This is a genomic window from Candidatus Thiopontia autotrophica, from assembly GCA_014384675.1.
Classification (GTDB): domain Bacteria; phylum Pseudomonadota; class Gammaproteobacteria.
The window spans coordinates 15,208-37,264 of the sequence record JACNFK010000024.1 but is presented as its reverse complement, the minus strand read 5'-3'; the positions used below and the strand labels follow the sequence as shown (position 1 = coordinate 37,264).

The following is a 22,057-nucleotide window of genomic DNA, read 5'->3' as shown; positions in this document are numbered from 1 at the left end:
TTTACTTAGACAACACCCAATGATCAATAAGTTAAAACATGAACTTAATCTAGTTTATAATAACAGTGACAGCCAAATTGATCAGGTTATCAGCATCATTCTGCCATTCAATGAGCGCCCATTCACTGCCCCACCACCCCTAAAAAATGGTATCTACTGGAGGAGCCCACGTGAAGGGGTAAGGCTGCTCGCACTGCAGAGCGGATGGCAGAGAGAGCTGAGAGGGAGAGAACGCTTTACCGAGGCCAGGGAACAGTTTCTGCAACTCACAAACTCATGGGCTGTTTTTGACCCGGAAGAGACCGGAGCCTCACCAAGAACTCTGTTTCATTACGCATTCCATGAGGATGATCCAATGCAGAATGAGTGGCACGGGTTCCCCAACACCCTACTTATGCTGCCACGCGTTCAGCTCATCAACCAGAGCGGGAGACAGAGTGTCATTTTTTCACACCAGAGAGAGGGGATAGCAGAGGAAGAGATCCTGGAAAACTGGCAGGAGGATATCAACCAGCTGAGAGAAATTCTAGATAACCACCCTCCTCCAGGCGCCCCATCAACCATTACTCCGGACAACAGCCTTGATTCGGCAGATCAGATTTTCAGGGATGCTATTGAGACCATTTACTCCAACACAATCGAGAAGCTGGTAATAGGAGAGCAGCAACGGTTTCACTTCTCCAATCCGATAGGCACAGAGCGAACCCTGAAAAAACTGGAACGGAGCAGCCCATCAACCGCGCAGTTCTCGTTCTCCATAGAAGGGAGACATTTTATTGCCGCACCTCCTGAACGCCTCTTCTCCAAGCGAGGAGCCGACGTGGAGTCTGACGCCCTGGCAGGCACCCTTCCCCGGGGCAGCAGTGAAGAAGAGGAGAGTATGCAGGAACAGCTCCTGCTCAAGAATCCCAAGCTACGTCATGAACACCAGCTGGTGGTTGATGCTGTCGGCAGTGCACTGCTACCACTCTGTGAGACCGTAGATATACCAGCCACGCCAACCATTCACAAGCTTGAGAATATTCAACATCTACTGACCGCGATCAAGGGGAGGCTGAAAACAGAAGACGGAAGAGACAGTACCTCCATATTTGAGCTGATTGAGGCCCTTCACCAGAGCCCTGCAATCTGTGGAACCCCAAGAACAGCGGCTCTCCAGTGGCTAACTGAACACAACAACAGCTACCGTGGCGGGTATTGTGGTGGTGCCGGCTGGATTGATCCTGATGGAGATGGAGAGATCCATGTGCTACTACGCTGCGCAATGGTTGAAGATGAAAAAGCTATTCTCTACGCCGGTGCCGGCATTGTTAAGGGGTCAGTTGCTGAAGACGAGATAGCAGAGATCGGACTAAAGATTCAGGGTATGCTAAACGCACTCTCTGCCTGATTTTTTAACCACTCTCGATCCAGCTTGCCCAGACGATTGCGTCTTAACTCGGAGACCAACAGCAGTTCTCGTGGGCGCAGACCAGATGGAATATTCTCTCTCATCCAGCCAGCCACAATGTCCTGATTCATATCACCAGCTATAACTGCAACAATACGCTCACCCCACTCCTTGTCAGGAACAGAGCCTACACCCACATCTTTTACCCCTGGTGCAGAGATCATCAGCTGCTCTATGGTTACAGGATCAATAGTCACGCCTCCCGAGATAATCCGACAGTCCAGCCTTCCATAAACATGAAGGTGACCGCTGTCATCAACTGCCCCATGGTCAGCGGTTACAACCTCATGATCACCCAGCAGCTGATCACTCCTTATCCTGATCTCACCCTGCCCCCCTATGGTTACAGAGACTCCAGGCAGAGGAGGACCTACATCACTATCATCCCATGCCGCAATATTTTCACCAGAGAGTCGCAACATGGTGATCCTTGATGCAGTCTCTGTCAGCCCATAGGAGACCACAATGGGCCACCCCCTCTCTACAGCACGCTGGGCCAGTGACTTTGGCAGATGGTCTCCACCGATCAGTACCGTCTTTAGATATGTAGGGGCGGGCTTATCTCCAAAATAGTCCAGCAATTTCGAGAGCATTACCGGAACCAGTGAAATATGAGTAACAAAGTGCCGCTTTAGATCACCATAAATTTTTTCCGGGTCAAAGCCCTCATGAAGCAGCATGGCGGCTCCTGCCTCTTCACAGCGATACTTGATAGAGAGACCACCAACATGGTTCAGTGGCAGACAGTTAAGCCAGCAGTCACCAGACTGAAGATCCTCCAACGCTCGCCCCATGCGGGCACTGGCTCGCAATCTCTCTACAGAGAAGCTGACTTGTTTTGCAACACCCTCGGTGCCACTGGTCTCCAGGGTGATATCTACTTCATCAACACTCATTTCTCACCAGTATGAATGGCGGCAATTCCAAAGGTGAGGTTTCTGTAACTGACATTGGTGAATCCTGCCTGCTCCATCATCCTCTTCATCTCCTCCTGATCGGGGAAGCGGCGAATTGACTCCACCAGATAATTGTAGGCGATTGGCGCCTTGGCCACCCATGCTCCCAGACGTGGGATCAGATAAAAGGAGTGGAGATCATAAAAAGGCTTGATCAACCAGTGGGGTCTGGAGAACTCAAGGCAGTACATTTTTCCACCAGGCTTTAACACACGATTGATCTCACTCAGAGCTTGCCCCATATTTGTCATATTGCGGATACCAAAGGAGATGGTAAGACGATCAACCGAGCTGTCAGGCAGGGGTATGGACTCCCCTGTTCCCACCCGGAACTCGACTCCCCTGATACCTCGCCTCTTCCCCTCTGCCATCATCGCCTCACTGGGGTCTATTACAACAACCGTACGCCCCTCTGCCGCCATCTTCTCGGCAATGTCGCCGGTACCACCAGCCAGATCGACTATCAGCTCAGCGCTCTGTGGGTTGACCATCTTTACCAAACGACGCTTCCAGAGGCGGTGGATACCAAAGCTCATCATATCGTTCATCAGATCATAACGGGGGGCGACCGCCTGAAAAACGGCACGTATCTTCTTTTCACGCTCCTGCTCATCAACCCTGGAGTAACCGAAGGTCTGCGAAAGCTGCTCTCCCTTGTCACTCATGGCTCAACCACTCTTCTCAGATCTGCGAGGGTACGATGAACACCGTGACAGCGAGCACAGACAGCAACCCCCACCTCACCCAGTTTTCTCCCAACCCCTTCGGGATTTTCGGCCAGCAGAACCGATAGCTCCTCCAGCAGGAACTCTGTCTCCTCACCAAGAATGCGTTCACGAGGTTGTTCATCACGGTGGCATCCGCTACAGCTCTCACCCAGATCAATTACCCTGATTGAGAACATCTCAAGATACTCCGTTGCAGCAGTTTTGCGACCATCCTCAACCGCTATCTTGAAACGGTTCATGGAAGTTGTAAGGTTATTCATTGTCTCTTTATAAGATAGATCCTCCATGGTCTCACTATCCTCAACCATCACCTTCTCAAAATCCGGGGTTCTGTATAGTGCCGCAGTAACTGCACGATAGTCATCATGGCATGAGCTACAGGTCATCCCCACCTTTCTGAGTGCCCCACCCATAGCCTCCCAATCTCTATCTCTGATCACCTGCTCAAGTCGATTAATCCACCCTGGCTCAATCTCGTCACCCCACTCTGGAACCATCTCGGTGATACTTCTGTAGTCCTTGATAAATTGTGAGCCCCACTTGTCCAGCAGCTTCTCATCCTGCAGAGCCGTATACTCCTGGATTGCCAGCATAGCGCGGCGTAGACGGAACATGGTATGAAGCCATACCTGTCGCTTGTTTTGTGGCTTGTACCACTGGGCAATGGATGTTGGGGGGAGCAGAACTGATGCCTCATGCTCCTGACTGTGGGTGTCGGCAAGAGAGAGGGGTGAGAGTAAAAGAGCGGCTACAATGGCTATATTTTTTATTTTCATAGGTAAAGTCCAAACATCATCAATATCCCGAACAGAAGCTGCAGCTGAGCCGTCTGCGCCAACAGCTGGTTTAACCCTCGACCGTGAGGGAGAAGATATATCTTTCTCCCCAGATAGAGTGAAACCGGCAGTGCCGGCATCATAACCCAGATCAGTAGCGGCTTCTGAAGTTGTTCAGAGAGCACCAGCAACACCAGAAATGGGGTCAATAAAAGCGTGAGATAGAGAACCCTGGTGAGCGCTGCTCCAAGAGTGACTGCCAGGGTATTCTTCCCCACCGCACGGTCAGTATCAATATCCCGATAGTTATTTACAACCAGAACTGCCGCCGCCAACAACCCTATGACGGACCCAACCAACAGTGCTGTAGAGCTCCACTGCAGAGTGATGAGATAGGTAGTACCCATAACTGCAACAACCCCAAAGAAGAGAAAGACAAACAGCTCCCCCATAAATGTGTAGGCAATGGGAAGTCTGCCTCCGGTATAGGCGATCCCTGCGGCAATTGATGACAACCCGATAAAGATGATTGGCAACCCACCAACCACAACCAGGGCCACACCTATTACAAAAGCACCAAAAAAAGAGAGAATCGCAGCCTTTCGAACACTGCCCGCACTCAACACCCCTGCCGCTACCATCCGCTTTGGACCCAGACGGTCTGGCCCATCTGCCCCACGCTCTGCATCCCCAACATCATTGTATAGATTTGTTCCAATCTGGATAAGAAGAGCAGCCAGAAGGACAAGGGAGAGTAGTAGCGGTTTAAATAGAGCGCTCTCTGTATGGGCTACCACAGCCCCCAGAAGAACGGGAATTACCGCCATTGAGAGGGTTTTGGGGCGTACAGCCTGTAGCCATGGGGAGCTCATGAATATCTACTTTTGATCTTGATCAACACGATATCAGTCTCGCATTTGGTAAGATTGTCTGCAAGTAACAACTCCTCAACAACCGATAGTTCACCCCCATGAAAAAAAGATACCTTATACCTTGTCTTGCACTGCTGACTGCACCAGCTTATGCCGTCAGTGACCAACAACTTGAGAGAGTGAAGCAGCTGGGTGAGCTTAACGGTATTGCTCTTAATTGTGGATACATCGATGAGACCCGTAGAATGAAGCGGTCCATGGTTGCAACGGTCCCCAAGATCAGGGTTATCGGGATAGCTTTTGACGAGGCAACCAACAAATCCTTTCTCGCCATTATAAAATCAGGAACCCAATGTCCCAGTGAAAAAGAGCTCAGTCAGCAGGTTGATAGCAGTATTGAGCAGCTGGAAACAGGATTTCTGAACCATCAGGAGAAGCTGTTTTGAGACTGCTCTCCATCTTTGCACTACTGATCTTCTCTTCAGCTACCTGGAGTGGTGAGCCGCTCAAGGTTGTCACTACCATAAAACCAATCCACTCAATTCTCTCTGGTCTACTGGCAGATACACGCCCACCCGAGCTACTTGTAGACAACCAGCAGTCGCCATACACGGCAACTCTCTCAAAATCCAAACAACATGCTCTCAGAGATGCAGATATGGTTGTATGGATAGGGCCCGAGCTGGAGCAGTTTATGGTTAATCAGCTAGAGCTGCTTGGCCCAAACACCACCCTCTTTACCCTGCTCGACAATGAGGAGATCAAGGTCCTTACATCACGCTGGAACAAGGAGAGGCGTGATCCATTCATCTGGCTTGATAGCCGCAATATTCTCATCATTACCGATGAACTTGCCAGGGCGCTGACAAAGCTTGATCCAGAACGTAAGTCACTATATGAAAACAACCGTCGCAATCTATTGAGAAGACTGGCTGAACTGGATCGTCGTCTGGAGTATGGATACCGTGGATTGAAGAGCGGCATTGGAATGGCCTACTATGATACCTTGCAGTACTTTGAACAGGCATATGCACTAAAAATTCGAGGGGTAGTTGCAGAGTCCCCAATGACACCAGTCAGAGGGCTCTCATTTCTGCAAAACAGAGCCCGGCTCAAGAGCGGTGACTACAGCTGTCTGTTGACTGAACAACAGATTGATCCAGATGCACTATCTCTGCTTACCGATGGAACCACTCTAAATATTGGTCTACTGGACAGTTTTGGATCAAGGATAGAGGCTGGAGAAGACCACTACTTCAAGTTGATGGAGCATAATACAGTCACCATCAAACAGTGCCTCAAGTATGTGGATGACTCAATTGTAGAGGAGTCTGCAAAAGAGGTGGCTAAAAACAGCGCCCAAGACACTACACCGTCCAGCTATATTGGCGGCAAATTCATGCTACGTGATCATCACGGCAAACTCTTTACTGATCAGGATATGTTGGGGAAATTTCACCTGGTCTACTTTGGATACACCTTCTGCCCCGATGTCTGCCCAACCTCACTACTCACCATCTCTTCAGCACTAAACAGGATAGGGGATGATGCAGAGCAGATTCAGCCATACTTTATTACGGTTGATCCTGCCAGAGACACCCCTGATGTACTAAGCACCTATGTTAACTATTTTCACCCTGCCCTGACAGGACTAACCGGCACTCAGGCCATGACTGACCGAGTCGCCCGGATATATAATGTGAAGTATGAGAAGGTTGTGGACGAATCGAGAGATCCTGAGCAATACATTATGGACCACTCCTCAGGGGTCTTTCTGATGGCTCCCAATGGTGAATTCATAACAAAACTGGCTCATGGCATATCAGCCAATGATATGGCTGCCCGGATCAGAGAGATTTTGTCAAATCCCCCAAACCCCCATCCTATTAAACTTTTTTAGAGATTCCCAAGTATTGATCCTTACGACTGATCCTTGCGACAGTAATCGCAATTATTAATAGCTATTTACTATAGAGGAGAAACCGTAGGATAATGCCACTCAATGAGAAGCAATCAACCTATAGCCGTTATTGATGTGCGCGGACTAAAGTGTCCCGAACCTTTCAAGCAGGCTACATCAATGGCAATGACACTGCAGCCAGGTGACTCATTCCAGCTCCATATCTCTGTTGAGCCACACCCACTCTACGGCCATCTTAATGAGCTTGGGTTTACTACCAAGACGGAGACAACAGCAGATGGTGATTTTTTGATAACCATAGCCATGCCTGAAAAAGCTGCCGACAACAGTAAAGAAGTTTTCAACGTCAGATCAACCTGTCGCCCCCGATAGCAGATTAAAAATCCGGGTTCTTCCAACCCTCTGGTGCCATATCCTCTGCAGGCGGCCTGATTCTGGAGATATAGTCCGCCAGGATTGAAAGCTCGGCATCCTTCATCTTGCTAACCCTGCGCATCATCTCGCTATTGGCATTGCGTCTCTTGTCATCACGGATCCACTGTAACTGTCTCAACAGATAGGCATAGTGCTGCCCTTGAAGGCGGGGGAAATATCTACCCGAATCTCCACCACCATCACCACCATGACACTCGGCACATTTTCTGAAATATGTACGTTCTGCCTTACCCAGTTTGTGTCCCGGGCCAACGCCAGGGGTCGGGGTCATAGGTAACGTCTGGATATAGGCAGTTACATCTGCAATTGCCTGGGGGCCACCCATCACCTTCTCCTGGGCTATTATCAGCATGGATGGATTATCCCGATTGCCTGCCCTGATATCGGCAATCTGCTTGATGATTACACTGCTATGCTGTCCCGCCAGTTGTGGATAGCTGCCATCAATAGTTCCCCATGAGTTAATCTGGTGACAGACAACACAGAGTCTAAAAACCTCTCTGCCCGACTCCACGTTTGGGGTGGCTGCCATTGCAAGAGTAAGCTCATTATCCAGCGGTGCATCAGCATAGATCGCAAAGGAGAGGAGTAGTGCACCAACCCCAAATAGCCTGCCTGGATATCTCATCTAACTCTACTTCACTCCACTGGATATCAGGAATTGACCAAGCTCTTTATCGGTACGTACAATATGGTCAAGCAACCAATCCTTCAGGAAGTGGTGAATCTCTGTACTGAGCTCCTCCTGACCATCCAGATCCCCTGTATATTTACTACTAAAGGCCTCCACTTTATCCACCATATCCCTGTGCTGTTTCATATGGGCATCAATATCAGTCCAGTTGTTATCCCGCATCAACCCCTCCTCGCGCTCGAAGTGGTATTTGGTATATTCGATCAGCTCCTCAATGACACCCTTCACATACCCCTTCCCCATATTATAGTGAGAGGCACTGACAACCTGGTTTAACAGCCCAACCAACTTCTGGTGGTCATGGTCAATTAATTTGACACCAACCTCGTACTGGCTACTCCACTCTATATACTCCTTGCGCACACTGCGTTCATGAAAGTATGGGATCAATGCCAGAATAACCAATATTACCCATGGAACCGGATTACCCGGGCCAAATACCACGAACCCCAGAAAGACAACTACCAGCGCTATAATGATTAATGAAAATAGCGCAAACATAGAGTAACTTTTCTTCATAAAACTCATTCCTCTCAGGGGTTAAACAGAACTAACCATAGTGTACCTAAGATACCATTTTTTGTGATTTGATTTACATCAAAACCTTAACAAGCCCAGATAATACCTATACACTATAGCGAAAATTATAAAACACAATTACCAAATAACCTATGTCTCTATCCACTGTTTTTGAGCGTGAACTTCGCCGCTCTCCGCTTTTTGCCTCTCTCACCAAAGAGTCCATGCAAGAGATGTTGGAGACATCCGAACTAATCAGAAAAAAACCAAATGAGACCCTGTTCCTTAAAGATGAAGCAGCAACCCATTTCTTTATCGTAAGAACCGGCACCATTCGACTTTATCTACTAGCCCTCGACGGCGGTGAGAAGACGGTAAATATTCTCCAGGCTGGCCAATCCTTTGCTGAGGCGATGATGTTTATGGATGGTGGCACCTACCCTGTCAACAGCCAGTTCCTGGAGAGTGGAGAGATCTTTGTTTTCAACAGTAAGATATACAAAAATATCTTGCGCTCAGATCCGGACACTACCTTCTCGATCATGTCTGACCTTAGTATGCGACTACAGAGTTATGTACAGGAGATAGATGGCCTATGCCTGCATAATGCCACCCACAGATTGATAAGCTATCTGCTCACCTTCATTCCTGCCGAGGACAATGAAGGCACCTTTCAGTTACCGACCCAGAAAAGTGTAATTGCCTCCAGACTCTCGATTCAGAGAGAGACCTTCTCTCGCATTCTTGGGAAACTGAAAAAGAACAAGATGATTGAGGTTCATGGCTACGAGGTCCACATCCTCAATGCCGAGAAGATGCGAGAAACCCTAGATGAGTGATTTCACCTTCACAGCTCCAACCATTTCCGAATGTGGGCCACACATATAGTTGTACACCCCTTCTTGACTGAAGGTATGCTCCCAGCTCTCCCCAGGAAAGAGATACTCTGAATTAACCGAACCACCGCCACCATCACCATCAAGTTTTACCGAGTGGTACTGTCTCTTCTCACGGTTAATCCAGCGTACTGTATCACCGGGATTAATGGTCACAGTTTGTGGTTGGTATCCATAATTAATGATCTCAATCTCAACCACCTTTGGCACAGGCAGATCATTTGAACATCCTGAAACAAAAAAAAGGCCTCCCAGCAGAAGCATGAGAGGCCTGTAATTAATAATTATCATCTCACCATTTTACAGCATTGATCTCCGCTTTTGGGTCATCAAACCCAAGCTTGTAACCAAATGAGACATGGTGGAAGCGTCCATTGGTGTAGTCATCATGGATAGCAAAACCAAAATTATAGACTTGGTCCAGCGCCAGTGACAGATCATCTGCATCACCGGAATTCAGCTTACGCTTCATCTCTACCACCCAGTTTCCCTGGTCATCTCTCTTGCCCTCAAACTCAAGGTCATCACTGTTACCACTCATATCACGGCTGGCCAGGATCATTCCATCTTCTGCCTGGTTGCTGCCAGCCTTGTAGCGCACAAGATCCATGATCTTTTTCTGATCAAGTGCAGCCTTAATCTCTTCAGGCTTTCTCAACTTGTCCCAGCCACCACGCTTCTTGCCACGACGCCCCTTGACCTCAATCTTGGTGCGTGACTCCTTGGTGTACTTGGTTACATCTGTACCCTCTGGCTGATGGGGCATGCCATTGGCATCATGGTGACAAGTTCCCCAACATCCTGAACGGTCTGCAAACTCTACTTGATCGGTCGCAAACATTATCGCCAGCTTGACAGGGTTCTCGGGATCCATCCGCTCAGCCTCAACAACCGACTTATGCCCCGCTGTATGGTGGTCAACATCATGCCAGGTAAACTGCATGTATAGATTATCGCCATCATGAGCGGCCTTCACCATGACAGGAACTCCACCCCGCTTGCCAGCAATCGGAGTTGGCTCCATCGCCTTCTCATGCGTGCCACCAACTATACGGTCGCCCATAATCTTGGCCTCTTTGTCATGACAGGTAACGCATCGATCTCCACCCTTTTTAAAGGCATTTGCTCCACCGTGATCTGTTCCATTCAGCACCCACTCTATGGATGTCTGGCCAGGATAGATGAGGTGAATCTCTCGTCCCACAATAGTCTCCCAATTACCTGCCTGGGCCGAGGCTGCTGCCTCTGCTGCTGCCTCTGCTGCTGCCTTCTCTGCTGCAGCCTTGGCTGCTGCCGCAGCTACCGGATCCAGATCAGCCAGCTGGAACAGTTTTGCCTCAGGTTTCGCCAGTGACTCATCAGGGGCCTCCATCGCCTCCTTCTCTTCATCACTCAACAGCTTATGAACCCCTTTGTGCGCAATACCCTTATGGCAGTCGATACAGGTCTGTCCTGACCTGAGCGCATTGGTATGTTGATTCATCGCACGAGGCTTCTGCATGTCTCCATTCATCGCCTCAAAATTGTGACAGTTCCGACACTCTCTGGAGTCAGTACTCTTCATCGAACGCCATACATTTTTTGCCAACTGCAGACGTTTTGCATCAAACTTTTCAGGGGTATCAATAGTCCCCAACATCTTGTGTAACACCTCGTTACTGGCCTCAATCTTTCTGGCTACCTTATGTATCCATGGATCAGGCACATGACAATCCGAACAGGTTGCCCGTACTCCAGTACGATTCGCATAGTGGATAGTCTTTTGGTACTCCTTGTATACATTGTCCTCCATCTCATGACATGAGATACAGAACTCCAGGGTATTTGTTACCTCCATTGCCGTATTGAATCCACCCCAAAAGATAATTCCAAACAGGGCAAACACCAGACCACCTCCAAGTGTCGTATTGAGGATCAAACGACGCGAAAACAGCACCTTTATTCTCTCTTTGAAACTTGGTCTTTCAGGAATCGGCATTAAAGGCTCCTCAGGCAGTACAAATAAATTATATAAAAAAACCGGCACCTGATATGCAGGTGCCGGCCACTACTCTACTTAGGTTACGTGGTTAGTTCTACTATAAACGTTGAACTTACCGGTTGGTGTGGTCAGCCCCTTGATACGAGCCTTCTCTTCAAGAGTATCTGCATCGTAGACTACGATCTCACCAGTTGGGTTAGAGTTATCTGTACGGTTCCAGACAGATACCCAAGCCTCACTTCCATCCTTGTTAAACTCAATATGGAGTGCCGCCTTGCCCTGCTCTTCAGTTACCCGGATAGTCTTGACGATCTCGCCGGTCTCCTTGGAGATAACCTGTACAGACTGCTGTATCTCAGGCTCAGGGTTCTTGACCTGATCTGCCCATACATACTTGGAGTTTGGATGGGTACGGATAAATGCACCTGCTCCATCAGTCTCAATCTCACGTACGATCTTCCAGGCCTTGCTTGGTGTACCGGCTGGATCATTACCCCATACAGTTACCATACCTGTTCCCAGATGGACCGTAGCACCTACAGGACCATGTTTTGGATCATCCCAGTTTGCACCAGGGCCAGGGTGTGGCTTCTTGCCAGTGGTATCAATCATCGCCTCAAGCTTGCGGGTCTTGGTATCTACTACAACCATCTTGTTGGATGCATTTGCCGCAATCTGGAAGTAACGTCCGGTTGGATCAAAGAATCCATCATGGAGGAACTTCGCAGAGTCGATTTTGGTGATATCCAAATTCTCGATATCACTGTAGTCAACCTGCCACATCTGCCCCAGCTCCTTGACCGCAACCAGGAAGGTTGGCTCGTTTGGAGTGGTGTAGACCGCAGCTACACGTGACTCATTTACATACTCACCATCAACATTTACCCCACGAGTGGATACTACCTTCAGTGGCTCCATGGTAACAGCATCGGCAATTACGAAGTGTGGTGGCCAGTAGCCTCCACCAATTACATATTTACCATCTCCAGAGATCGCAACATCACGTGCATCATATGCAATCTGGGTCTTGGCAACCAGCATGCTTCCTGGGTTCTGCCACAGATCGATCTTGCTCATTACGCCATCACGACCCATTGTGTACCAGAAGCGTCCGGCAACACCGCCAACAGGATGCTCGGTCTCATGGTGCTCGGTAGCCTTGATTACGTGTACTGCGTAACCAGTGTCAATATGGTCGATAATCTCTTTGGTATCACCATCGATTACTGCTGCCTTACCAGCATCACGCTCGATAACTACGAAGAAGTTCTCCCAGTTACGTCCATGTAGTGGCTTGGTTGGATAGTCCTTGGGATCAATAAATACCTCGGTACGCTCCTTCATCATCGCCAGTGACATCTCTGGTGGAATTGGTGGCTCCAACTGAATGTAGGTGGCCATCATTGAGATCTCTTCCTTGCTGAAGATATCATCAAAGTTGTTCATTCCACCGTCTGTTCCGTAAGTCAGAATCTTCTCCAGACGCTCCTGACCTAGCTCACGAGTATCTTTTGGCTCCAGACTCTTGCCTGTCGCCCCTTTTCTCAGTACACCGTGACAACCTGCACAGCGCTGGAAGTAGAGCTTCTTGGAGTGCTCAAAATCAGCCTCTGATAGTGATGGCCCAGCACTTACTGTAGTGCCAACCCCTCCCATTGCAACACCTACTGCAAGACTTAATGCAGTCAATGATAATTTCTTCATCTTTATAGTTCTCCTAAACAAAACAAAAAACCTCCTCTTGTAAAAAGCCCCTTTCACCAGTCAGGTTAAAGGGGCCTCTCTCATCAAGTTACGTGGTTAGTTCTACTATAAACGTTGAACTTACCGGTTGGTGTGGTCAGCCCCTTGATACGAGCCTTCTCTTCAAGAGTATCTGCATCGTAGACTACGATCTCACCAGTTGGGTTAGAGTTATCTGTACGGTTCCAGACAGATACCCAAGCCTCACTTCCATCCTTGTTAAACTCAATATGGAGTGCCGCCTTGCCCTGCTCTTCAGTTACCCGGATAGTCTTGACGATCTCGCCGGTCTCCTTGGAGATAACCTGTACAGACTGCTGTATCTCAGGCTCAGGGTTCTTGACCTGATCTGCCCATACATACTTGGAGTTTGGATGGGTACGGATAAATGCACCTGCTCCATCAGTCTCAATCTCACGTACGATCTTCCAGGCCTTGCTTGGTGTACCGGCTGGATCATTACCCCATACAGTTACCATACCTGTTCCCAGATGGACCGTAGCACCTACAGGACCATGTTTTGGATCATCCCAGTTTGCACCAGGGCCAGGGTGTGGCTTCTTGCCAGTGGTATCAATCATCGCCTCAAGCTTGCGGGTCTTGGTATCTACTACAACCATCTTGTTGGATGCATTTGCCGCAATCTGGAAGTAACGTCCGGTTGGATCAAAGAATCCATCATGGAGGAACTTCGCAGAGTCGATTTTGGTGATATCCAAATTCTCGATATCACTGTAGTCAACCTGCCACATCTGCCCCAGCTCCTTGACCGCAACCAGGAAGGTTGGCTCGTTTGGAGTGGTGTAGACCGCAGCTACACGTGACTCATTTACATACTCACCATCAACATTTACCCCACGAGTGGATACTACCTTCAGTGGCTCCATGGTAACAGCATCGGCAATTACGAAGTGTGGTGGCCAGTAGCCTCCACCAATTACATATTTACCATCTCCAGAGATCGCAACATCACGTGCATCATATGCAATCTGGGTCTTGGCAACCAGCATGCTTCCTGGGTTCTGCCACAGATCGATCTTGCTCATTACGCCATCACGACCCATTGTGTACCAGAAGCGTCCGGCAACACCGCCAACAGGATGCTCGGTCTCATGGTGCTCGGTAGCCTTGATTACGTGTACTGCGTAACCAGTGTCAATATGGTCGATAATCTCTTTGGTATCACCATCGATTACTGCTGCCTTACCAGCATCACGCTCGATAACTACGAAGAAGTTCTCCCAGTTACGTCCATGTAGTGGCTTGGTTGGATAGTCCTTGGGATCAATAAATACCTCGGTACGCTCCTTCATCATCGCCAGTGACATCTCTGGTGGAATTGGTGGCTCCAACTGAATGTAGGTGGCCATCATTGAGATCTCTTCCTTGCTGAAGATATCATCAAAGTTGTTCATTCCACCGTCTGTTCCGTAAGTCAGAATCTTCTCCAGACGCTCCTGACCTAGCTCACGAGTATCTTTTGGCTCCAGACTCTTGCCTGTCGCCCCTTTTCTCAGTACACCGTGACAACCTGCACAGCGCTGGAAGTAGAGCTTCTTGGAGTGCTCAAAATCAGCCTCTGATAGTGATGGCCCGGACGCAGCCACCTTGACTGGTGCTGCTGGGACAGGAGCCGGTGCTGGGGCTGCTGCTGGAGCCGGTGCTGGTGCTGCCGTTTTTGATGCGCCTGAATCACCAGAGTCACCACACCCTGATAATCCCAGAGTAATGGCTATTGCCAGACCCAGGGTTGCACCCCTCTTGAAACTCCTCTTCTTACCATCAATCATCTTGGATATCCCTCTTTACAATTTACAGAAGTTAAAACAGCAGGTAGAGAACAAAGATAATTCCCATTCCTGTTGTCAGGTTTTTTCACACGCCACTAAGGATCCACCAAAAGTCACCTGCAGTTCATTGATCTAGATCAAACCACAAATTACTAATATAAATTAACCCTTCCGAGTGCGGTTACAGGTATCCATTCTATGAAGATAATGGAGCATTGTTATTGATATGAATCAATTACGGAGACTCTGTTATCTACTACATTTGCCTATATGAACAAGAGTATTAATAGAGAACCGGTAGTTTCCCTGATTGGTGCCGGCCCTGGAGACCCAGACCTACTTACAATCAAGGCATTACGACGTATTGAGCAGGCTGAGGTAGTAGTTCATGACCGTCTGGTAAGCCAGGAAATTCTTGATCTTATACCCCAGGGGGTGCCACGCATATATGCAGGCAAGAGTTGTGGCAAACACTCAATGACCCAGGATGAGATAAATCAGACCCTGGTTAATCTTGCCAAAAATGGGCGTAGTGTTGTTAGACTCAAGGGAGGTGATCCATTTATCTTCGGTCGTGGCAGTGAGGAGGCTCTTGTTCTCAAGAGAGAGAAGATCCGATTTGAGATCGTCCCGGGAATCACCTCTGGAATTGCCGCCTCAGCATATGCCGGGATCCCGGTCACTCATAGATCACTCTCCAGGGGAGTTCTATTCGTTACCGGGCACTTCAAGAATGATGAGGCTGTTGAGCTGGATTGGAGAGGAATGGCCAACCCGGAATTAACCCTTGTGATCTACATGGGGCTGCATAATCTATCCATGATTGCTGACAATCTAACCAGACATGGACTCTCTGCCGACACCCCTGTCGCTGTTATCGAGAACGGCACATCTAGGGAGCAACGCAAGGCTATTGCAACCCTCCACACCATTGAAGATGCGGTCAAAAGAGAGGGGTTAAAATCCCCTGCCCTGATTGTTGTAGGCAAGGTTGTAAAACTCAGTGACGAGCTTGACTGGTTTGGGATGGTTGATGAAGAGTTGAACCCATCTGCCACCACTTCCCTGCATGGCTAACAGGCTGTATTGTGGATGAAATATCTATCTCTCCTGCTGATTCCACTCCTCATCACAATCTCTCCCGTATCTATTGGGGCTGGAGATAACAGCTCAGATAATGGCCTGACTGAAAAGAGGAAGGCCGAGATTGCCCATATGGTCAAACAGGATTGTGGCTCATGCCATGGCCTGACCCTAAAGGGAGGATTGGGCCCAAGTCTGGATCCGGTCCGGCTCAACCTATACCCTGAGAATTTTCTGGAGATAACCATATCTCATGGCCGTCCCGGCACTCCAATGCCTCCATGGGCCCCTATTTTAACCGGCAATGAGATCCACTATATTGCTACACATCTACTGCAAGGCACCTGGTATGAGAAATAACCTGTTGATACCAATAATTATCCTGCTGGGAACTATTCATACCTCACTGCTCGCCTGTGAGACCAGAGGAACCGGCGACCTTGGCATAATAATCGAACGTGCCAGTGGCTCTGTGCAGATAGTCGATACCACAGAACGTATATCACTGGGAAGAGTTGAGGAGCTTGGTGACCTCTCCCACGCCTCCGCTGTCTACTCTCGCGATGCACGCTACGCCTTTATCTTCGGTAGAGATGGTGGCCTCACCAAGATTGACCTGCTCTGCAAAAAGATAGAAAAACGTATTATTCAGGGCGGCAACAGTATTGGTGGGGCAATTTCTCAGGACGGCAGATGGGTTGCTGTATCAAACTATGAGCCTGGTGGTGTACGCATTTTTGACAGCAAAACCCTTGAGCTGGTAGCAGATATCGAGGCAACTGCACTCTCAGAGCAGAAGAGGTCTCGCACGGTTGGTCTGGTAGATGCCCCCGGAAACCATTTTGTATTCAGTCTGTTTGATAGTGGCGAGATATGGCTTATCAAGATGAGTGATGATGGCTCATCATCCATCAAAAAATTCACCGATATCGGCCGACAACCATATGATGGATTGATTACTCCTGATGGCCGAATCTACATTGCCGGGCTGTTTGGCGAGGATGGGCTCGCCCTGCTCGATCTCTGGCACCCGGAAAATGGGGTGAAACGTATTCTTGACCACTATGGACGTGGCGAACAGAAACTCCCGGTATACAAAATGCCTCATCTTGAGGGGTGGGCAGAGGCTGGAGATAAAACATTTCTGCCAGCTGTGGGCCGTCACGAACTACTGGTTGTTGATAGCGGAAGCTGGCAAGAGAGCGGACGAATTCAGGTACATAGCCAGCCCGTATTTGCCATAAGCCGTCCGGATGGCCGTCAGATCTGGGTAAATTTTGCATTCCCGCACAACGACACCCTGCAAATTATTGATGCAGAGAGTCTGAATATAATCCACCAGATGCACCCAGGCAAAGGGGTTCTGCATATGGAGTTCACCCCCAGAGGTGAAGAGGTATGGGTTTCAGTGCGTGACAAAAACTTGGTAGAGATCTATGACACAGAGACATTTGAGCTACTGAAGAGCCTGCCAATGGAGAGCCCCAGCGGCATCTTCTTTACCAACCGTGCCGGGCAGATCGGGCTTTAGCCTAGATTCAACTAATAACTGCAACATCCCTTAGAATGGCAGCAGGAACATAATGTTTTAAGAAGATATTAATGCAATATATTACTTATAAATCATACTGTCTGTTGTTAAATCTACTCCCAAAACTAAACACATCTGGTCCACATATATCGATACAGCGGCCACAGTTGGTGCACTGAGAGTGATCAATGACCGGGCTCTCTCCACTCTCCCCCTTGAGTGCCGGCCTTATAACCTGAGGCTCCGGGCAGACAGCAAAACAGTCCATACAGTCGTCACAGGCAGCGCGCTCTGCTGCACGTACCCGTAGCAGGCTGAATTTTCCCAACAGACTGTAAAAAGCACCCATAGGGCATAGGTGACCGCACCACCCATTACGACTCCAGAGTAGATCGTAGAAAAAGAGAGTAACCACAATAATCCAACCCATTCCAAAACCATAGAAGATACTTCGCTGCAACAGAGTGACTGGATTTATCAGTTCCCATAACATAATACCGCTGAACATGGCTATGATCATCACCATCCCAAGAATCCAGAAGCGAATATTGGGGGAGGAGTCACATTTTTTCTTTATCCCTAGTCTGCGCCGTAACCAGCCCGCCGCATCGGTCACCATATTCATGGGACAGACCCAAGAGCAGTAGACTCGTCCACCCACTACCAGGTAGAAGATTGTCACAATCAGAGCGCCAACCAGGGCTGTTGCCTCAAAGGCCTGTCCTGCAAACAGAGTCTGCAGGTAGATGAAGGGATCAGTTAGTGGAATTGTATCCAGCACTACACTGGATGCCAGGTTGCCCTTGATGATCCAGAACTCCTCTTCCAGCCTCCCCAAAAACCAGATTGAGGCTAATGGACCGAGCAGAAACAGCCCTATAATGGAGAGCTGGGATATCCTCCTCATTAGTAGCCACTTGTGGGAACGGATCCACCCCTTCTCTTCGATTGCTGCTGCGCCAATCTCCTTACGTGCCATTTTACTCTCTCTCCTTGATCATCTGTCCGGCACCTCAATCAGACCCTCGCCCATTAGCTCATAACTGAACCCCTCAGGGAGATTGTATTTATGCTCAATATCTGGGGTAACCAGAGCCTTGCCTGCCTTCTCCTTTTCATTCCATCCCAGACGATAGTGTTCTCCCATCTGCCCCTTAGCTATAGTTTCAGGAAGTACTTTGATTGCTGCCACAGGAAGTGGGCAGGCATGCTCACAGAGACCGCAGCCAGTACAGCGGCCGGAGTGAACTGTGGGAACAAAAATAGTATGGGTGCCCGTACGAAGATTGGGGATCCGCTCCAGACTAATGGCCTCATCCATAACCGGACAGACCCGGTAGCAGATATCACAACGCAGCCCCAGAATATTCAGGCATGTCTCGCGGTCAACAAGAACTGCTATCCCCATCTCTGCTTTTTCAATATCCTCCATATCCCTGTCCAATGCTCCAGTCGGACAGTTACGGACACAGGGAATGTCATCACACATCTCGCATGGTATTTCACGTGCAACAAAATATGGAGTGCCAAGAGCAACCCCCTCCTGAAGTTCGGCAAGGTGAAGAATATCGTAAGGACAATCACTTACACACATCCCACAACGTGTACAGGCCCCAAGAAAGCTCTCTTCCGCAATTGCCCCTGGCGGCCTGATGGCATAAGCTGGCATTGATGCAGCCTGTTTGCCAAAGAGGCTTATAATTGCCCCCAGCAGGGAAACTCCACCGACCACTCTTCCACTTTCGACCATAAACTCTCTACGGCCCAGACGTTTCCCCATTGTCACATTAAAACTCCTTACCTGTTACATCCCTCCTTACCAGCTATTCTTTCACTGAAATATTTCAATAGTATTTCATCCTGTGACCCCTCAGGAGTCATCCTCTGCAGGGTCATACCCCTCAGGCAGGCGATGTGCGATTCCCTTGTGACAATCGATACAGGTCTCTCCCTCTCCATGAGTCTCCTCATTATCCGGATCTCTGTTCTCTATCGCCTCATCATGACGGTCTGCACTACGCTCTTCCTGTTTATCAAAATCCATGTAGTCAAAGCCGTGACAGTTTCTGCACTCCCTTGAGTCAGTATCTTTCATTGTTTTCCAGACATTTTGTGCCAACTCCATCCGTTTCTCTTCAAATTTCTCTGGAGTATCTATAGTCCCCATCATCTTGTGGTAGAGCTCATTGGATGCCTTGATCTTGCGTACTACTTTTGTGTGGCTGGATCTGCCTCCGCAAACGCGGCACTCGATCGACTCCAACGCGACAAATCAGAAAGGAGGCGAACAAGTGCAGGCGCGATAAGGCATGTCTTGGTGAACGGCAATGAGAACAACAGCAATGCTGGCACGGAGACGTAAGCTGCGCCAAAGCCCATGAGCGTCCCGATATAGCTGGCGGCGCCGGGACTACGACGCGCAATCGGTGCCAGTATGCCGAATGCCAGTATGCCGAATGGTATCTGCGCAAATAGGTACGCTATATGGCACACGAAAAGAGCGACGAAGTATGCAAGTAGAGCGGACATGGTTTCAGGGGCTACCGTGAAAGTGAGTCACCGGGCGTGAAGAGAAAAGGAGTCGAGGAGTGAATGAAGCTCCCGTGAACCCGGCTCACCCGGTTGACTCCACTGGCTTGGTAGCTGCAAGACGTATCCGAAGAACCAAGAATCTCTCTGTATGTCGCAAGACCTGGAAACTGGTGATGCCCGAAAGCGATCATATCGAATGGACCCGCAACCAACGAAGCACCCAAGGGCCGAATGGCTGAAATGTCACAACTCATGATCAAAGACAAAGAGGTGATGGAGCAAAGCAGCTACCGCTAAAGCTCACTGGCGGGGATGTAGCGCAGCGAAATCCCTGTCCAGTGCAGCGCCTTGTTCGGCATTTCATTTGTTTACTACGAGACAGCCAGCCATCATGTCGTGAAGCCCTTGCTTCTTCTGTGTGAATGCGACCATGATGAAGCCAATGAGCAAAATGAGGGCAGATATGATTTTGCCAAAGTGTCTTCCGGTGGCTTTGCCAAAGCCGATCTTGTTCCCTTCAAGATCAGTCACCTTAATGCCGAGAGCCATCTTCCCAAGGGTTCCCTGGGTGGGGGAGCTTTCCATCACGGCAAAGTAGACCCAGCCAAGAATGATTCCAAGTATATTCCCCATACCTTCCAGAACTGCGGGGTCGTCAGTCCCACCAACCACCATGACCATGCCAAACACGAAGCCGATCACGAAACCACCAATCGTCGTGATGACTCCGTCGATGATGGCTGCTGCTACTCTCTTCCAAAAACCTGCGTAACTCATTGTCTTTCTCCTTTCGTTGTTGTTGCCGAACATTGGATTATACGGCGTGCCGCCGTATAGCATTCCATTTTTTCGATTTCATTGTTTTCTCGGAAATCAACCCAACTCCCTTGTATTCAGCCTGTTGGCGCTCTTCCACTGGACGCGCATCGCGCCAGAATGGCCCGTTTTGGCATGATATACGGCGGCACGCCGTATAACCGCCCATATTGGCATGCTATCCACAACGAGGACTCTTGGGGGCATTTCCATGACTGTCATGATCTGATGGCAGCTGGGCCATCCTGTCAAGCGGACTGGTAGTGTAAAGATTCGTCTGTAAAAGTCCGCTACACAGCAAAGGCTCGCCGCACTGGCAGCCGATGGAGCGTAGCGGAATCGGCTGCCAGTGCGGCGGCGCGCCGACCTCCCCCACCACAACCGGGGTTGTTGGCGTCCGTCCAAGACCGGACACTGAAGGTGCTCAAACCAAAACAGCACCAGCCATGGACGAACACAAACAGACTACCCACCAGCATCAACTCATCAATCTCCTTTTCGACGACGGCCTTCAGAACGCCCTCCCCAGAATTGCCGAAATCCTCATGAACGCCGCCATATGTATCCACTCTTTTGGAACATGACAGTCCGGACAGGTAGCACGAACACCAGTACGATTGGAGTAGTGGATAGTATCCTGATACTCCTGATAAACATTCTCCTCCATCTCGTGACAGGATATACAGAATGCCTCAGTATTGGTTGCCTCCATGGCAGTATTGAAACCGCCCCAGAAGATAACGCCCAACACACCCCCAGTCAGTAATAATTTTGAAGACTTGTTCATAGCCTGGTTTTCCTTATCTATTGGTAATTTGTCTGCTAAAAAAACCGGCGAACCAGGATTATATCTATCCTGGTCCACCGGCTGTTACCTGCTACATCCTAGTCAGATCGATCAACGGTCTCAAAAGTGTTGGCAACCAGTGGTGTCAACTTCTTCTGTGTCGCATGGCACTGGCTACAGAACCAACGTCGACTAGAGACCTTTTCAAGAGCTTTATCCTCACGGGTCAAGAAATGGCTGTCACCAACTTTGGGAGATTTCTCCTTCACATAAGTTGCAGCACCATGGCATTTCAAGCAGCCATTGTTCTTGATACTGATCCGATATTTGTCCACATCATGAGGAATCATTGGAGGCTGTTCTGCCCAGGTTCGGGCAATACCACCAGAGACCTTCTCTATCTTTGCCCTCTTGGTCTTCTCCGCACCTGCATCCAGAGCGTTTCCACCACGAAGTGAACTTACGTCTGCACCAGCAACACCCACTACAAAACAGGAGAGTGCAACGCCAGCAATTAGTTTAATTGATTTTTTCATTGTCTTCTCCC

The 22,057-nt window shown here is 49.2% G+C and carries 23 protein-coding genes and 1 pseudogene; 8 read left to right on the top strand and 16 right to left on the bottom strand.

What is annotated here, in order from left to right; translation table 11 throughout:
* The first annotated feature begins 19 nt into the window (after nt 1–19).
* On the top strand, nt 20–1,390 hold the full coding sequence (locus H8D24_03800) for an isochorismate synthase (GenBank protein MBC8519517.1): 1,371 nt from the start codon (nt 20–22) through the stop codon (nt 1,388–1,390).
* Here H8D24_03800 and H8D24_03795 read toward each other — a convergent pair.
* From H8D24_03795 to H8D24_03780, 4 genes are read right to left on the bottom strand one after another with little or no spacing between them, the layout of a single operon-like run.
* Nucleotides 1,360–2,346, bottom strand: coding sequence for an AMP-binding protein (locus H8D24_03795; protein MBC8519516.1), 987 nt, complete (start codon nt 2,344–2,346; stop codon nt 1,360–1,362). The two genes, H8D24_03800 and H8D24_03795, sit on opposite strands and share 31 nt — an antisense overlap.
* Nucleotides 2,343–3,071, bottom strand: a complete 729-nt coding sequence (ubiE, locus tag H8D24_03790; protein MBC8519515.1) for a bifunctional demethylmenaquinone methyltransferase/2-methoxy-6-polyprenyl-1,4-benzoquinol methylase UbiE — start codon at nt 3,069–3,071, stop codon at nt 2,343–2,345. Before ubiE ends, H8D24_03795 begins: the two co-directional genes overlap by 4 nt.
* Nucleotides 3,068–3,910 (bottom strand): cytochrome c, encoded by an 843-nt coding sequence (locus H8D24_03785; GenBank protein MBC8519514.1) that lies wholly within the window; start codon nt 3,908–3,910, stop codon nt 3,068–3,070. The genes ubiE and H8D24_03785 overlap by 4 nt, the downstream gene beginning before the upstream one ends.
* Entirely contained in the window at nt 3,907–4,782 is an 876-nt protein-coding gene (locus H8D24_03780; protein ID MBC8519513.1) for a 1,4-dihydroxy-2-naphthoate polyprenyltransferase, read from the bottom strand. The genes H8D24_03785 and H8D24_03780 overlap by 4 nt, the downstream gene beginning before the upstream one ends.
* Before the next feature lie 98 nt (nt 4,783–4,880).
* Between H8D24_03780 and H8D24_03775 the strand changes: the two genes are divergently transcribed.
* The 3 genes from H8D24_03775 (at nt 4,881) to H8D24_03765 (ending at nt 7,075) form a co-directional block, all read left to right on the top strand.
* A complete protein-coding gene (locus tag H8D24_03775) occupies nt 4,881–5,228 on the top strand; it encodes a hypothetical protein (protein ID MBC8519512.1) in 348 nt (115 codons plus the stop codon).
* The gene (locus tag H8D24_03770) at nt 5,225–6,682 is read left to right on the top strand and encodes an SCO family protein (protein ID MBC8519511.1); all 1,458 of its coding nucleotides are present in this window, start codon (nt 5,225–5,227) and stop codon (nt 6,680–6,682) included. The genes H8D24_03775 and H8D24_03770 overlap by 4 nt, the downstream gene beginning before the upstream one ends.
* A gap of 102 nt (nt 6,683–6,784) precedes the next feature.
* On the top strand, nt 6,785–7,075 hold the full coding sequence (locus H8D24_03765) for a DUF2249 domain-containing protein (protein MBC8519510.1): 291 nt from the start codon (nt 6,785–6,787) through the stop codon (nt 7,073–7,075).
* Between the two features lie 4 nt (nt 7,076–7,079).
* Here H8D24_03765 and H8D24_03760 read toward each other — a convergent pair whose 3' ends face one another.
* Together H8D24_03760 and H8D24_03755 are read right to left on the bottom strand one after the other, a co-directional pair.
* Nucleotides 7,080–7,766 (bottom strand): c-type cytochrome, encoded by a 687-nt coding sequence (locus tag H8D24_03760; protein MBC8519509.1) that lies wholly within the window; start codon nt 7,764–7,766, stop codon nt 7,080–7,082.
* A gap of 6 nt (nt 7,767–7,772) precedes the next feature.
* On the bottom strand, nt 7,773–8,351 hold the full coding sequence (locus tag H8D24_03755) for a hemerythrin family protein (GenBank protein ID MBC8519508.1): 579 nt from the start codon (nt 8,349–8,351) through the stop codon (nt 7,773–7,775).
* A 152-nt stretch (nt 8,352–8,503) separates the two neighbouring features.
* Between H8D24_03755 and H8D24_03750 the strand changes: the two genes are divergently transcribed.
* Nucleotides 8,504–9,190, top strand: coding sequence for a Crp/Fnr family transcriptional regulator (locus H8D24_03750; GenBank protein ID MBC8519507.1), 687 nt, complete (start codon nt 8,504–8,506; stop codon nt 9,188–9,190).
* Here H8D24_03750 and H8D24_03745 read toward each other — a convergent pair.
* From H8D24_03745 to H8D24_03730, 4 genes are all read right to left on the bottom strand, one after another.
* A complete protein-coding gene (locus H8D24_03745; protein MBC8519506.1) occupies nt 9,179–9,538 on the bottom strand; it encodes a cupredoxin domain-containing protein in 360 nt (119 codons plus the stop codon). The two genes, H8D24_03750 and H8D24_03745, sit on opposite strands and share 12 nt — an antisense overlap.
* A gap of 1 nt (nt 9,539) precedes the next feature.
* Nucleotides 9,540–11,225, bottom strand: coding sequence for a NapC/NirT family cytochrome c (locus H8D24_03740; GenBank protein ID MBC8519505.1), 1,686 nt, complete (start codon nt 11,223–11,225; stop codon nt 9,540–9,542).
* A 78-nt stretch (nt 11,226–11,303) separates the two neighbouring features.
* Nucleotides 11,304–12,932 carry a c-type cytochrome gene (locus H8D24_03735; GenBank protein MBC8519504.1) on the bottom strand — a complete coding sequence of 543 codons (1,629 nt, stop codon included), beginning with the start codon at nt 12,930–12,932 and terminating at the stop codon, nt 11,304–11,306.
* Nucleotides 12,933–13,015: 83 nt separating this feature from the next.
* Nucleotides 13,016–14,761 carry a c-type cytochrome gene (locus tag H8D24_03730; GenBank protein MBC8519503.1) on the bottom strand — a complete coding sequence of 582 codons (1,746 nt, stop codon included), beginning with the start codon at nt 14,759–14,761 and terminating at the stop codon, nt 13,016–13,018.
* Between the two features lie 270 nt (nt 14,762–15,031).
* On the opposite strand from H8D24_03730, the gene cobA reads away from it, so the two are divergent.
* From cobA to H8D24_03715, 3 genes are read left to right on the top strand one after another with little or no spacing between them, the layout of a single operon-like run.
* A complete protein-coding gene (gene cobA, locus H8D24_03725; GenBank protein MBC8519502.1) occupies nt 15,032–15,838 on the top strand; it encodes a uroporphyrinogen-III C-methyltransferase in 807 nt (268 codons plus the stop codon).
* Nucleotides 15,839–15,853: 15 nt separating this feature from the next.
* A complete protein-coding gene (locus tag H8D24_03720) occupies nt 15,854–16,204 on the top strand; it encodes a cytochrome c (GenBank protein ID MBC8519501.1) in 351 nt (116 codons plus the stop codon).
* Nucleotides 16,194–17,375, top strand: coding sequence for a protein nirF (locus tag H8D24_03715; GenBank protein ID MBC8519500.1), 1,182 nt, complete (start codon nt 16,194–16,196; stop codon nt 17,373–17,375). The genes H8D24_03720 and H8D24_03715 overlap by 11 nt, the downstream gene beginning before the upstream one ends.
* An 85-nt stretch (nt 17,376–17,460) precedes the next feature.
* Here the strand turns inward: H8D24_03715 and napH are convergent, their stop codons facing one another.
* The 6 genes and pseudogenes from napH to H8D24_03685 form a co-directional block, all read right to left on the bottom strand.
* On the bottom strand, nt 17,461–18,354 hold the full coding sequence (gene napH, locus H8D24_03710; GenBank protein MBC8519499.1) for a quinol dehydrogenase ferredoxin subunit NapH: 894 nt from the start codon (nt 18,352–18,354) through the stop codon (nt 17,461–17,463).
* Between the two features lie 18 nt (nt 18,355–18,372).
* Nucleotides 18,373–19,155, bottom strand: coding sequence for a ferredoxin-type protein NapG (gene napG, locus H8D24_03705; protein ID MBC8519498.1), 783 nt, complete (start codon nt 19,153–19,155; stop codon nt 18,373–18,375).
* Nucleotides 19,156–19,245: 90 nt separating this feature from the next.
* A complete protein-coding gene (locus H8D24_03700; GenBank protein MBC8519497.1) occupies nt 19,246–19,638 on the bottom strand; it encodes a NapC/NirT family cytochrome c in 393 nt (130 codons plus the stop codon).
* 629 nt (nt 19,639–20,267) lie between these two features.
* Nucleotides 20,268–20,684: an RDD family protein gene (locus H8D24_03695; protein MBC8519496.1), complete on the bottom strand. Its 417-nt coding sequence runs from the start codon at nt 20,682–20,684 to the stop codon at nt 20,268–20,270.
* A 598-nt stretch (nt 20,685–21,282) separates the two neighbouring features.
* Nucleotides 21,283–21,510, bottom strand: a pseudogene (locus H8D24_03690) (NapC/NirT family cytochrome c).
* Nucleotides 21,511–21,608: 98 nt separating this feature from the next.
* Nucleotides 21,609–22,046, bottom strand: coding sequence for a nitrate reductase cytochrome c-type subunit (locus tag H8D24_03685; GenBank protein ID MBC8519495.1), 438 nt, complete (start codon nt 22,044–22,046; stop codon nt 21,609–21,611).
* Nucleotides 22,047–22,057: the final 11 nt, after the last annotated feature.

Excerpts from the sequence above, each read along its gene's own strand:
- H8D24_03720 (MBC8519501.1), top strand. The coding sequence starts at position 15,854 with ATGAAATATCTATCTCTCCTGCTGATTCCACTCCTCATCACAATCTCT.
- H8D24_03780 (MBC8519513.1), bottom strand. The coding sequence starts at position 4,782 with ATGAGCTCCCCATGGCTACAGGCTGTACGCCCCAAAACCCTCTCAATG.
- H8D24_03730 (MBC8519503.1), bottom strand. The coding sequence starts at position 14,761 with ATGATTGATGGTAAGAAGAGGAGTTTCAAGAGGGGTGCAACCCTGGGT.
- cobA (MBC8519502.1), top strand. The coding sequence starts at position 15,032 with ATGAACAAGAGTATTAATAGAGAACCGGTAGTTTCCCTGATTGGTGCC.
- H8D24_03765 (MBC8519510.1), top strand. The coding sequence starts at position 6,785 with ATGAGAAGCAATCAACCTATAGCCGTTATTGATGTGCGCGGACTAAAG.
- H8D24_03755 (MBC8519508.1), bottom strand. The coding sequence starts at position 8,351 with ATGAAGAAAAGTTACTCTATGTTTGCGCTATTTTCATTAATCATTATA.
- H8D24_03800 (MBC8519517.1), top strand. The coding sequence starts at position 20 with ATGATCAATAAGTTAAAACATGAACTTAATCTAGTTTATAATAACAGT.
- H8D24_03745 (MBC8519506.1), bottom strand. The coding sequence starts at position 9,538 with ATGATAATTATTAATTACAGGCCTCTCATGCTTCTGCTGGGAGGCCTT.
- H8D24_03750 (MBC8519507.1), top strand. The coding sequence starts at position 8,504 with ATGTCTCTATCCACTGTTTTTGAGCGTGAACTTCGCCGCTCTCCGCTT.
- napH (MBC8519499.1), bottom strand. The coding sequence starts at position 18,354 with ATGGCACGTAAGGAGATTGGCGCAGCAGCAATCGAAGAGAAGGGGTGG.
- H8D24_03795 (MBC8519516.1), bottom strand. The coding sequence starts at position 2,346 with ATGAGTGTTGATGAAGTAGATATCACCCTGGAGACCAGTGGCACCGAG.
- napG (MBC8519498.1), bottom strand. The coding sequence starts at position 19,155 with ATGGGGAAACGTCTGGGCCGTAGAGAGTTTATGGTCGAAAGTGGAAGA.
- H8D24_03760 (MBC8519509.1), bottom strand. The coding sequence starts at position 7,766 with ATGAGATATCCAGGCAGGCTATTTGGGGTTGGTGCACTACTCCTCTCC.
- H8D24_03685 (MBC8519495.1), bottom strand. The coding sequence starts at position 22,046 with ATGAAAAAATCAATTAAACTAATTGCTGGCGTTGCACTCTCCTGTTTT.
- ubiE (MBC8519515.1), bottom strand. The coding sequence starts at position 3,071 with ATGAGTGACAAGGGAGAGCAGCTTTCGCAGACCTTCGGTTACTCCAGG.
- H8D24_03740 (MBC8519505.1), bottom strand. The coding sequence starts at position 11,225 with ATGCCGATTCCTGAAAGACCAAGTTTCAAAGAGAGAATAAAGGTGCTG.
- H8D24_03695 (MBC8519496.1), bottom strand. The coding sequence starts at position 20,684 with ATGAGTTACGCAGGTTTTTGGAAGAGAGTAGCAGCAGCCATCATCGAC.
- H8D24_03775 (MBC8519512.1), top strand. The coding sequence starts at position 4,881 with ATGAAAAAAAGATACCTTATACCTTGTCTTGCACTGCTGACTGCACCA.
- H8D24_03715 (MBC8519500.1), top strand. The coding sequence starts at position 16,194 with ATGAGAAATAACCTGTTGATACCAATAATTATCCTGCTGGGAACTATT.
- H8D24_03785 (MBC8519514.1), bottom strand. The coding sequence starts at position 3,910 with ATGAAAATAAAAAATATAGCCATTGTAGCCGCTCTTTTACTCTCACCC.
- H8D24_03735 (MBC8519504.1), bottom strand. The coding sequence starts at position 12,932 with ATGAAGAAATTATCATTGACTGCATTAAGTCTTGCAGTAGGTGTTGCA.